9 protein-coding genes are annotated in these 11,784 nt (G+C 49.7%); 4 read left to right on the top strand and 5 right to left on the bottom strand.

Annotated elements, in window-relative coordinates:
• The first annotated feature begins 76 nt into the window (after positions 1-76).
• Both prsT and xdp1 read left to right on the top strand, forming a co-directional pair.
• Entirely contained in the window at positions 77-2,878 is a 2,802-nt protein-coding gene (prsT, locus tag EBA_RS06700) for an XrtA/PEP-CTERM system TPR-repeat protein PrsT (RefSeq protein ID WP_192373931.1), read from the top strand.
• A 231-nt stretch (positions 2,879-3,109) separates the two neighbouring features.
• Positions 3,110-3,937, top strand: a complete 828-nt coding sequence (gene xdp1, locus EBA_RS06695; RefSeq protein ID WP_192373930.1) for an exosortase-dependent surface protein XDP1 — start codon at positions 3,110-3,112, stop codon at positions 3,935-3,937.
• Positions 3,938-4,019: 82 nt separating this feature from the next.
• Here xdp1 and argC read toward each other — a convergent pair whose 3' ends face one another.
• Positions 4,020-5,048 carry an N-acetyl-gamma-glutamyl-phosphate reductase gene (argC, locus tag EBA_RS06690; protein WP_192373929.1) on the bottom strand — a complete coding sequence of 343 codons (1,029 nt, stop codon included), beginning with the start codon at positions 5,046-5,048 and terminating at the stop codon, positions 4,020-4,022.
• 78 nt (positions 5,049-5,126) lie between these two features.
• Between argC and EBA_RS06685 the strand changes: the two genes are divergently transcribed.
• Both EBA_RS06685 and EBA_RS06680 read left to right on the top strand, forming a co-directional pair.
• Positions 5,127-6,104, top strand: a complete 978-nt coding sequence (locus EBA_RS06685; protein WP_192373928.1) for an NAD(P)H-quinone oxidoreductase — start codon at positions 5,127-5,129, stop codon at positions 6,102-6,104.
• Between the two features lie 2 nt (positions 6,105-6,106).
• The gene (locus EBA_RS06680; RefSeq protein ID WP_192373927.1) at positions 6,107-6,952 is read left to right on the top strand and encodes a sulfurtransferase; all 846 of its coding nucleotides are present in this window, start codon (positions 6,107-6,109) and stop codon (positions 6,950-6,952) included.
• A gap of 122 nt (positions 6,953-7,074) precedes the next feature.
• Here EBA_RS06680 and EBA_RS06675 read toward each other — a convergent pair whose 3' ends face one another.
• From EBA_RS06675 to hflK, 4 genes are all read right to left on the bottom strand, one after another.
• Positions 7,075-8,370: an adenylosuccinate synthase gene (locus tag EBA_RS06675; protein ID WP_192373926.1), complete on the bottom strand. Its 1,296-nt coding sequence runs from the start codon at positions 8,368-8,370 to the stop codon at positions 7,075-7,077.
• Between the two features lie 24 nt (positions 8,371-8,394).
• Positions 8,395-9,591, bottom strand: a complete 1,197-nt coding sequence (locus tag EBA_RS06670) for an ATP phosphoribosyltransferase regulatory subunit (protein WP_192373925.1) — start codon at positions 9,589-9,591, stop codon at positions 8,395-8,397.
• Positions 9,592-9,661: 70 nt separating this feature from the next.
• Positions 9,662-10,516 carry a protease modulator HflC gene (gene hflC / locus EBA_RS06665; protein ID WP_192373924.1) on the bottom strand — a complete coding sequence of 285 codons (855 nt, stop codon included), beginning with the start codon at positions 10,514-10,516 and terminating at the stop codon, positions 9,662-9,664.
• 1 nt (position 10,517) lies between these two features.
• Positions 10,518-11,711, bottom strand: coding sequence for an FtsH protease activity modulator HflK (gene hflK, locus EBA_RS06660; RefSeq protein WP_192373923.1), 1,194 nt, complete (start codon positions 11,709-11,711; stop codon positions 10,518-10,520).
• Positions 11,712-11,784: the final 73 nt, after the last annotated feature.

Here is an 11,784-nt window from a genome sequence, read left to right as displayed (position 1 = left end):
TGGTGGCGAGTTGGCTTTACGACTATGCTATGTGCATAACTTGAGCAACCCCATTTCCGTTATGCGCAAAAATCCGATGAAATCCTATTTCCCGTTAAATAAACTGCTGCTGATTCTGGCGCTCAACCCAATCCAGATAAGCTTTGCCGATGATATCCAGGCCGGAAAGTTTTACGAGGAGGCGTTACAGTCTTACCGAAGCCAAAATAACGCCGAAGCCATCATCCAGCTAAAGAATGCGTTGCAACAAAATCAAAACTATGTCGCCGCGCATATCCTGTTGGGGGAAATTTATCTAAAACAAAAATCGCTTTCCGAAGCCGAAGTACAAATCAATTTGGCGAATCAACTGGGTGCCGACCGCTCTCTGACAGTCAAACCCCTGGCCCAACTCTATCTGTATCAGATTAAATACAACCAGCTGATAAAAGAAATCGAGCCTAGCAACTACGGCAGAGAGTTGCGACCGGAACTGCATATCTTCCGCGGACATGCGTATTTGCAACTCAATCTACTCAGTGAAGCGCTCAACGAATACGAGATGGCTGCTCAGATCGATGCAAATCAGATAGACGCCATAATCGGTAAAGCCAATACGCTGTTGCGGCGCGGCGATATGGAAGGCGCGAGCCAAGCAGCGGAAAAGGCTATGCAAATGCAGCCGGAAAATGCCGACACTTGGTTCGCCAGAGCATCCATTAAACACGCCAAGTTTGCAATGGAAGAAGCGCTGAAAGACTATGACAAAGCGTTGGAACTGCTACCTGACCATCTCGATGCCAGAATCGCGCGCGCCGGTATTTTGATGGATTTGAAACAAGACGAACGCGCCGAGCAAGATCTTGAGTTTTTACGTAAGACCTACCCATTCGAACCCAAAGCAGCTTATCTGCACTCCGTGCTATTACAACGCATGGGCCAAACCGACGCATCGGTTAAGGAATTGGAAGCGGCAGCCGACATTTTAGCCGGCATCAAACCGGAATATCTTGGCGCGCACGGCCCCACATTAATGCTGTCCGGTCTCGTCAATTACGGCTTGCAACGCCTGGACATCGCGGCGGATTATTTGCGGCAATACGTCAAGCAATATCCGGAGCAACCCGGCCCTTACAAGTTACTCGCCGCGATATTGTTATCCAAACACGAGCCGGAACAGGTCATAGATTTGCTGAGGCCGGTGCAACTGCGCAATCCCAACGATCACCGCTTGTTATTTCTGCTGGGAAGCGCTTATATGCAAGTCGGAAAACATGATATGGCCAATAGCCTTTTGGACAAGGCCTCGGCAATGAACACCGAAGGGGAAAACATCCATTCGGAAATCGGCTTGAATCGCCTCTCTATGGGACAGGAGCAGCCAGCTATTAACGAACTTGAGGCCGGCTTTAAAGACAACCCCGGCAATACTCAAGCCGGCATCCCGTTAGTGGCTCTCTACATCTCGCGCGGCGAATCCGAGAAGGCGTTGCGTGTCGCTAAAGCCATGCATGAAAAAGCGTCGAAAAATCTTACACTACTTAATTTATTGGGTACTGCCCAAGTTAGCGCCCAACAATTACAACAGGCGCGACGCAGCTTCGAAAATGCTGTAGAACTTGATCCCAACTTCATCACCGCTCATCTAAACCTCAGCAAACTGGATGTCGCCGAGAAGAAACTAGATCAAGCCAGAAAACGCCTTGCGGCTCTCAATCAAAAAACACCTAACAACGTGCCAATACTGCTGGAACTGGCAACTGTCGAGCAAGCCGCCGGTAACTACGACAGCGCAAACACCTGGCTGGAAAACGCCAGAAAACTCGATCAAAAATCTCTGCCAGTCCTGCTGTCACTGGTGAATCTAAAACTAAAAATAGGTAGACCCTCCGAAGCATTAGCAATAGCTCAAGCCGCTGAATTGATCGAGAAAAACAATATCGAAGTGATGGATGCGTTAGCAAAAAGCTATTTAGCTACCAATAGCAGAGAAAAAGCATTGGGTGTTTTCATCCGAATGGCAGAACAGGCACGCTTTAATGTCAAACAACTTTACAAGGCAGCGCGCTACCAAATAGAAAACGGCGATAACTTTGAAGCAATCAAAACTTTAAAAAAAGCAGTCTTAGCTGACGAAAACCATATTCCATCGCAAATAGCATTGGTGGAAATGGAATTGAATTATGGTAAACCGGTATTTGCGTTGAGCCGGGCGGAAAACCTGCTGAAACAATACCCCAAACGGTCGTTTCCACATCGGTTATTGGGTGATATTGCCGTTCACGAAAAAAACATCAGTTTAGCGAACACTCATTATCAAGCCGCTTTCGATCTGGAACCCAATGCCGGCGCTCTGATGCAATTGCATGACATCCTGAAAAAAACCTCTCAAGCCGACAAAGCTTTTGATCTTCTGGATCAATGGGTTAAAAAGCACCCCAAGGACAGCGTGCCTATGGCTGCACTCGCCGACGAGCTATTGCAAGCCGGAAAACTTAATGAAGCGGAGAAGTACTACGACACATTGTTAAAGCAATTTCCTCAAGAGCCGCAATTTCTCAACAACTTAGCTTATATATTTTTAACTACCGGCAATGAAAAAGCCTTGTCCTATGCCGAACAAGCCCAAAAACTTGCTCCGGACCAGGCGTCTACTAACGATACTTTAGGCTGGATTCTCGTCAATCAGGGACAAGCCGAGCAGGGATTAAACTATTTACGCAATGCCCATTCACGACTATCACAAGACCCCGAGATCCGCTACCACATAGCAGTAGCCCTGCATCAACTGCAACGCAAGGACGAAGCCAGACAAGAACTGGAAAGCATTTTAAAATCCGGCGAGTCTTTTAACGGCATAGAACAAGCCAAAGCGCTGTTACAAAAACTCAAGCCTTAGACGATTTTTTAGAAATGTCGACTTTTTTTACATTATATTTTTTTACCTGTCTTTCTTACCTCATCCTAATCCCTTATCTATATGATTAAATTACCAACAGCATAATTGGCCTCAATATTGCTGAATGAAAAGAGCGAGCGTTATTAGTTTGATGCCCGGAAGTACAATGACTTTAACCAACCCAGCGTCGACAATAGCGAAAAGCAAAATCGAAAAAGTGAGGACATAAAAATGATCAAACATTATCTAGCCATTTCAGCACTGCTGTTGGCGCCACTATCGGCGCACGCCACTGTATATTTATCAGGCTCCACAACAAGCGGGATCACAAGCACTACTGCTTACACAACAGGTCAAGCTGCTGGCGCCGCATTCGGCTCAGCAAATATTGGTACCTATAGCTCTGCTGGGTTGGGTGTAAACTCCACCGCCGATTTAAATGCGTCAGGCGTTCTTGCAGCCCCCGATCACGGATTCGACAATGACGGTCGCGGGGGCACGGGAACCACAAGCGGCGTGAATTACGACCAAGACTTTGGACCAGATGGCGCTGTCGATGCTGCCCTTTTCCAGTTTAACGCCGGAGTCTCTCTCAATAGCCTTACGGTAGGCTATGTATCTGGCGACGCTGATATTACCGTATTAGCGTATATTGGGTCTCCGAGTAACGTTGCACTGCCAACTAACGCAAATGTTTCCGGCGAAAGTTTTGCAGACCTGCTTAGCAGAGGCTGGGCATTCATCGGCAGTTACAACATGGCTCTGAATACCGCCAAAACCATCAATACAGGCAACGTATATTCCAGCTACTGGCTAATTAGCGCTTACACCAGCGTAGCAGGTACTGGTGGCGATAACTCAAGCCTCCTGGACTTCGGGAATGACTACTTCAAATTGTCTGGCATATCCGGAACTGCTTGCGCCACAACTACCAATGGCGGCGTTTGTGGCGGTGGCGGTGGTGCTGGTAGCGTTCCAGAGCCAACCAGCTTGTTGTTATTGGCTAGCGGCATGTTAGGCTGGAGAATGAATCGCAAAAATAAAGCCCTAGCAGCCTAAAATCAAGCTTACGTCCTCACAGCAAAAACCGCCTCTCGAAAAAGAAGGGAGGCGGTTTTTTTTGCGCCAAACTTTGATAAATTTAAGGATAAAGAGCCACTGCCTCCAAACCTTGCGACTCGGGTAATCTGAACATCAAATTCATATTCTGCACCGCCTGCCCGGAAGCACCTTTGACCAAGTTGTCGATCACCGACAAAATCACCACCGTATCACCGCCTTGCGGTTGATATAACGCTATCTGACAACGATTGCTGCCGCGCACATTGCGAGTATCGGCGTGGCTACCAGGCGGTAACACATCGACAAATCTCTCTTCGCTATACCTCTGTTCAAACACAAATTGCAAATCCAGCTTCCTATTTAAACGCGCATACAGAGTAGCGTGAATACCGCGGATCATCGGCGTCAAATGCGGCACGAAAGTCAAACCAACCACCTGCTTGGCGACATTTTGCAAACCCTGCCTGATTTCCGGCAAATGCCTGTGCCCGGCGACCGCATAAGCCTTAAAACTCTCGCCCGCTTCGCTCATTAACGACGATATTTCCGCCTTACGCCCCGCGCCGCTAACGCCGGACTTCACATCGGCAATCAACTGCTGCTCATCAATCGCGCCAGCTTCCAATAATGGCAAAAAACCTAGCTGAACCGCGGTGGGGTAACACCCAGGACACGCAATCAAACGTGCCAACTTGATCTGCTCCCGATTGACTTCCGGCAAACCGTAGACCGCTTCCGAGATCAGATCGGGACTGGCGTGCTGCATGCCGTACCACTTTTCCCATTCCTGCCGGTCTTTAATCCGAAAATCGGCAGACAAATCGATGACTTTGATACCAAGTTCCAACAGTGCCTCAGCCATCAGCATGGCGGTACCATTTGGCGTTGCGAAAAACACCACATCGCAATCTTTTAGATTATCCAACTCCGGCAGGCTAAATTTCACATCGCAGTAGCCGCGTAGATTTGGATACAACTGATCCACTCGCACTCCGGCATCGGCCCGGGAAGTCACTACGCTGACTTCGACCTGAGGATGCAATACCAAAATTCTTAACAATTCGACGCCGGTGTACCCGGTGCCGCCGACAATACCTGCACGTATCATGAATGCTCTCGTTGAAAAAATACTGTTAGTCAAATACGGCGAATATAATACGACACTCTCCCCGCAAAGCTTAACATCATGCGCGCCATTGAGATTTATCGCACCGCCGAGCTCACCGATTTAATTGTTACTGATCAGCTGCCACCCACACCAGGCCCACATCAAGTGCTGATAAAAGTTCTTGCTGCCGGGATAAACCGACCCGACCTGATGCAACGCAAAGGCTTGTATCCGCCGCCACCGGACGCATCCAGAGTTCTCGGCTTGGAAGTGGCTGGCACTATCGCCTCACTCGGCAGCGAAGTAACTGAATTTAAAATTGGCGACGCGGTTTGCGCTCTACTAACTGGCGGCGGTTATGCGGAATATTGTCTGGCCAGCGCCTGTTGCTGCCTGCCTATACCCAAAAGTTTGAGCTTCATCCAGGCCGCTGCGTTACCCGAAACTTTTTTTACTGTCTGGAGCAATATTTTCGACCTCGCGAAACTGCAGGCTGGCGAAATATTATTGGTGCATGGCGGCACAAGCGGCATCGGCACTAACGCGATTCAACTCGGCAAAGCCTTCGGCAGCCAGGTAATAGTGACGGCCGGCAGCGATGACAAATGCCAATTTTGTCGCGAACTGGGCGCTGATCTGGCCATAAATTATCGACAGCAGGATTTTGTCGAAGCGGTGATGCATCATACCGATGGCAAGGGCGTGAATGTAATTTTGGACATAATCGGTGGCGACTACTTACCCCGCAACTTGAAATGCCTCACTATCGATGGCCGACTACAACAGATAGCCATCCAAAACGGCAGCAAGAGCGAAATCAACCTGGCTGCGTTACTAATGAAACGGTTAACCATTGCCGGTACGACCTTGCGTCCCCGCAACGACAATTTCAAGGCTAAAATAGCTGGGCAACTTCTTGAAAAAGTCTGGCCGCTACTGGAATCCGGCCAACTCGAACCCATAATCGATTCGGTTTTTCCGCTAGCCCTGGCCGCTCAAGCCCACGAACGAATGGAAAGCAGCCAACATATCGGTAAAATTATTTTGGAGGTATAAGCATGTCCCACACCGCACTGGTTTCCGCAAGAACTTTAGCCGCCAATCTCGACAACCCGGATTGGCGCATATTTGATTGCCGCTTCTCGCTCGCCGATGTCACAGCGGGGCACCAATCCTATAGACAAGGCCATATTCCTGGCGCTCGCTATGCCGATTTAAACCAGGATTTGTCTGCACCAGTACAATCCTATACCGGCCGCCATCCATTGCCGGACTTTAGATTACTAGCCGAAAAGTTGGGAGCGTGGGGCGTTACCAATCGCAATCAAATCGTGGTGTACGACGATGCCGGCGGCGCGTTTGCCGGGCGAATGTGGTGGTTATTACGCACAATGGGCCATACTCAGATTGCTGTATTGGACGGCGGTTTTGGACACTGGCGAAAACAGGGTTTGCCGGTCACTACCACGCTACCGAAAATTGCCGCCAGCCAATTCCGCGCCTATCTAGACAATCAACAATGGCTGGATGCTGCGCAAGTTGCTGATGGCTTGGCGGCACGAAAAATCACGCTGATAGACGCCAGAACGCCGGAGCGTTTCCATGGCCGACAAGAACCGATAGACCCTATCGCAGGCCATGTGCCCAAAGCTTTAAACAGGCCATTGCAATCTAATCTGGATAAATCTGGACTATTTTTACCCGCCGACCAACTGCGCCAGCAATTTAGCAAGCTAATAGCACCTTACCGTGCCGAGCAAGTGGCTCATATGTGCGGCTCCGGGGTGACGGCCTGCCACAACCTGTTGGCAATGGAAATTGCAGGTTTAAGCGGTTCTAGGCTTTACGCCGGCTCATGGAGCGAATGGATAAGCAACCGAAATCGGCCTGTCGCAACAGATTGAATGCCTGATGCTCAAGCAAAGCGCCATCTCCAGAATCCGATAGCTAAATGCTAGCGAGGACTTTGAAAGAACGCTGAATATATTCAATGAATCTATTCAGCGCTTTTAAAGAGCTTTAAAGCTTAAGCCCGAAAGGGGTTTTCCAAAACGATAGTTTCGTTCCGATCCGGACCCGTAGACAAAATCGTTACTTTTACACCGATCAACTGCTCGATCCGGGCGATATAGGCTTTGGCATTTTCCGGCAATTGCGCAAAATCGGTAACGCCGGCAGTCGTGCCTGTCCAACCGGGCATTTCCTCGACAACAGCTTCACAGGCGGCGTATTGATCAGCACCCAGAGGCGCGGTTTCAGTCACTTGACCGTTAATCTTATACGCGGTACAGATCCCGATTTTATCCAGGCCGTCCAGCACATCAAGCTTGGTCAGACAGATTCCGCTTAGGCTATTTAATTGCGCTGATTTACGCATGGATACCGCATCGAACCAGCCACAGCGGCGCTTACGACCCGTAGTCGCACCAAACTCATGGCCTTTCACGCCCAAATGCTCGCCGTAGTTATCCAACAATTCGGTCGGGAACGGGCCGTTACCCACTCGGGTGGAATAGGCTTTGGTAATACCCAGTACATAATCCAATGCCAAAGGCCCAACGCCGGTGCCCGTAGCCGCGCCTCCAGCCGTAGTATTGGACGAGGTCACATACGGATAAGTACCGTGATCAATGTCCAGCAACGCGCCTTGCGCGCCTTCGAACAGCACGTTCTCACCTTGATTTTGATAGCTATAGATAGCCTCGCCAACATCGGTCAGCATCGGCTCGATGATCTCACCCAAGCGCAAGGTATTGGTCAACACCTCGTCATAATTGACCGGCTCGGCGTGATAATAGTTGACCAACATGAAATTGTGATATTCGACCAGCTCTTTTAAGCGAGCGGCGAATTCTTCGGTATTGCGCAAATCGCCGGCGCGCAAGCCGCGTCTGGCTACCTTATCTTCATAAGCAGGCCCAATGCCGCGACCGGTAGTGCCGATGGCTTTGCTGCCTCTGGCTTTTTCACGGGCCTGATCGATAGCGACATGGATGGGTAAAATCAATGCGCAGGCTTCGCTGATCTGCAACCTATGCCGAACCGGAACGCCGGACTTTTCCAGAATCTCGATTTCCTTCAATAAAGCTTCCGGACACAGCACTACTCCGTTGCCTATCATGCATTGCACCCCTTCCCGTAATACCCCGGAAGGAATCAGATGCAAGACGGTTTTTTCGCCGTTAATCACCAAAGTGTGACCAGCATTGTGACCGCCTTGAAAGCGCACCACCGCAGCGGCCTGTTCGGTTAAAAGATCAACCAGCTTTCCTTTACCTTCATCGCCCCATTGCGTGCCGATAACAACAACATTCTTTCCCATATTATCTAACCCTAAACTAGTGGTTTAACGACAGCTTATTGATCTAACGACCCACTGTTGATTGTGTTTTTCTAAAATAGCGTTGCAGCCCTGTTGTTCAGGGCCGCCCTGTTGTTCCGGCAGATGTTGAATTACGACCACGCCTTGTGCGCGTAAATCTCTGACAGCTCCCAGCAAATCGGCGTCTTCCGCGAAGGGTGCAGACACGATTTGTGCCGCTTCGCCATCGGCTTTAAACATGGCTGCCAGTACTTTTAAATCCGCACTGAAACCGGTAGCGGCTCTAGCTCGGCCAAATACTTCGCCGATATTATCGTAGCGACCGCCGCGGGCGATTTCTTTCCCCAGATTGGGCACAAAAGCGGCGAATACCATGCCAGTATGGTAGTGATAACCGCGTAACTCGGCCAAATCGAAACTAACGGTCAATGCCGGAAAATCACGACGCAATTTAGCGGATATGCCGTGTAAATCGGCCAAGGCACCGGCAATCTCATCGGCGCCGGCAAAACCGGTTAACAATGCTTTGGCCTTATCGAGCATGTCCCGACCGCCATTCAGTTTCGGTAAGGCATTGAATATGTCTTTATAACGCGCGTCAATCTCAAACTCTGCAAGCAATTCCGCCAGTTCGGTTCTGGCCTTGCGTTGCAGAACATCGAACAATTCGGCCTCTTGTTGCGGATTAAGACCGGCATGTTCGGCCAAGGCTCGATAAATACCGACGTGCCCCAAATCCAGATGCACATTTTGCAAACCGCTAATGGCCAACATTTCCAGCATCAGTTGGATGACTTCGTAATCGCTTTCCAGGCCGGCATGGCCGTATAGTTCAGCGCCAATTTGCATAGGGCTGCGGCTTTTTTCCAAGGGATCGCCCAGGGTATGCAGCACAGTCCCTGCATAGCACAAGCGAGTTGGGCCTTCGTGTTGAAAGTGATGCGCGTCGATTCTGGCAACCTGCGGCGTCATATCCGCGCGCACGCCCAACATTTCTCCGCTCAACTGATCTGTCAGCTTAAAAGTCTGCAGGTCCAGGTCATGCCCGGAGCCGATGAGCAATGAATGCAGAAAGTCTACAAACGGCGGAATGACCAACTGGTAACCCCAGCAGGCAAAAGTATCCAGCAGCTTTCTACGCAAGGTTTCGAGATGTGCGGCCTGTTCCGGCAATACTTCGGTAATACCTTCCGGTAATAGCCAGGTGTCTTTTCTTTGCATTTTGTCTATCTCAAACACAGCAAACGCCCCGCATTGCGGGGCGTTTGACTATCTATAATTCAAATGGAGGTTATTTCTGATTCTTGAAATATTTGAAGAAATCGGAATTCGGTTCCAACACCATAATGTTACCGGATTTTCCCAAACTTTCCTTATAAGCAATCAGACTGCGGTAGAAAGCAAAGAAATCGCTGTCCTCGCTGTAAGCTTTCGCGAATATATCGGCAGCTTTAGCATCACCTTCGCCTCGCATTACTTCTGAATCACGGTAAGCATTCGCTAAAATGATCTCGCGTTGTTTATCGGCATCGGCGCGAATTCGCTCAGCCGCTTCAGAACCTTGCGAACGGAACTCCCGAGCAACTCGCGCCCGCTCAGCTTCCATCCGTTGATATACCGAGGTACTGACTTCCGCAGGCAAATCGATGCGTTTTACTTGCACATCAACAATAGTGATACCCAGCTTAGCCGCGTGCGGCGAGACATTGGTAATCAAAGCATCACGGATTGCGCTGCGATCAGTGGATACCAATTGTTTGATCTCGCGTTTACTGAACTCGCTACGCGCGGAATCTTTGATGATTTGATCGAGACGAATATTAGCCTGATTCACATCGCCGGCAACGGTGGTGTAAAAAGTTTTAACATCGCCAATCCGCCATTTCACAAAAGAATCGACGATAACGTTTTTCTTTTCCGCTGTTAAAAAGCGCTCCGGCGTTGAATCCATGGTCAGAATCCGCGCGTCGAACTTTTTGACATTATTGATAAAAGGCAGTTTAAGATGCATGCCGGGCTGAAAATCGGCCCCTACAATCTCACCCAACTGAAATTTGATGACCCGCTCGGTTTCGGCCACGGTAAATACCGACATCGAGAGCAAGACCACTACTGCGCCAATGGCGACTAAAATCTTATTTCCCATCTTAGCGTCCTCTCACATCGCGTTCACGGCTTGACGCACGCACATCGGTTTTAATGTCTTTCACCGGCGGGGAAGTCAAAGAAACCGGCTCATGACTGGCTACCGGCGCTGGCGTGGCATCCTCGACCGTTTTGTTAGCCAACTTCTCCAGCGGCAGATACATGATGTTGTTACCGCCCTTAACATCAACTAATACGTTGTTGGAGCGACCTAAAACCAATTCCATCGCTTCGATGTACATACGCTGCTTGGTTACCGCAGGCGCTTTTTTGTATTCGGTCAACAATTGCGAGAAGCGGCTGACATCACCATTGGCACGGGCAATCACTTTCTCTTTATAACCTTCGGATTCTTGCACGATACGCGAAGCCGCACCGCGGGCTTTAGGCACTACATCGTTGGAATAAGCTTCTGCTTCGTTAATCAGGCGCTGCTTGTCCTCCCGCGCCTTGATGGCATCCTCGAAGGAACCTTGCACTTGTTCGGGCGGCTGAGCATCTTGCAAGTTGACGCTGGTGATCAAAATACCGGTTTTGTAAGCATCCATGACCGCTTGAATTTCGGATTTAATCGCCAGAACGATGTCGCTACGACCTTCGGTCAGCACAAAATCCATATCGCTGCGGCCGATTACGCCACGCTGCACACTTTCGGTAACTTGTTTTAAAGTTGAGGCTGGATCCAGCACATTAAATGCGTAATCTTTGGCATCTTTGACTTGGTATTGGACAGCCAAACGTACATCGACGATATTTTCGTCTTTAGTCAGCATCATGGCTTCCTTAGGCACGGAGCCCATACCCTGACCGCCGCCGGAACGATAACCGACTTCGATAAAGCGTTGCTGCTCGACATTAATAACCGACACCTGCTCTACAGGAGATGGAATATGCCAGTTCAGACCCGGCTGGGTGGTGTTTACGTAGGCGCCGAAACGAGTTACCACGCCACGAGTACCCTCGTCGACGGTATAAAACCCGCTCAAGCCCCATAGAATGACTGCTCCAGCAGCGAGAAAACCGACACCTTTCATCGAAGGCCCGTTACCGAGGCCTCCTTTGGAACCGCCGCCAAAAATACCGCCCAGTTTGTCCTGTAGCGAACGAATCACCTCCTCCAAATCGGGTGGATCATTCTTATCATTACGACCACTCCAGGGGTCTTTTTTACCACCGCCGGGTTCATTCCAAGACATACCAAACACTCCAATAATTGGATTTGAAAACTCTAAAGCTATATCTCGTACGGACAGCCTACTCGATAATTCG

It is taken from the genome of Methylomonas albis (genome assembly GCF_014850955.1).
Lineage (GTDB): Bacteria > Pseudomonadota > Gammaproteobacteria > Methylococcales > Methylomonadaceae > Methylomonas > Methylomonas albis.
Note: the sequence above shows the minus strand (reverse complement) of the source record. Positions and strands in the feature narration are given on the sequence as shown.

Excerpts from the sequence above, each read along its gene's own strand:
- hflC (WP_192373924.1), bottom strand. The coding sequence starts at position 10,516 with ATGGGAAATAAGATTTTAGTCGCCATTGGCGCAGTAGTGGTCTTGCTC.
- EBA_RS06675 (WP_192373926.1), bottom strand. The coding sequence starts at position 8,370 with ATGGGAAAGAATGTTGTTGTTATCGGCACGCAATGGGGCGATGAAGGT.
- EBA_RS06685 (WP_192373928.1), top strand. The coding sequence starts at position 5,127 with ATGCGCGCCATTGAGATTTATCGCACCGCCGAGCTCACCGATTTAATT.
- argC (WP_192373929.1), bottom strand. The coding sequence starts at position 5,048 with ATGATACGTGCAGGTATTGTCGGCGGCACCGGGTACACCGGCGTCGAA.
- hflK (WP_192373923.1), bottom strand. The coding sequence starts at position 11,711 with ATGTCTTGGAATGAACCCGGCGGTGGTAAAAAAGACCCCTGGAGTGGT.
- xdp1 (WP_192373930.1), top strand. The coding sequence starts at position 3,110 with ATGATCAAACATTATCTAGCCATTTCAGCACTGCTGTTGGCGCCACTA.
- EBA_RS06680 (WP_192373927.1), top strand. The coding sequence starts at position 6,107 with ATGTCCCACACCGCACTGGTTTCCGCAAGAACTTTAGCCGCCAATCTC.
- EBA_RS06670 (WP_192373925.1), bottom strand. The coding sequence starts at position 9,591 with ATGCAAAGAAAAGACACCTGGCTATTACCGGAAGGTATTACCGAAGTA.
- prsT (WP_192373931.1), top strand. The coding sequence starts at position 77 with ATGAAATCCTATTTCCCGTTAAATAAACTGCTGCTGATTCTGGCGCTC.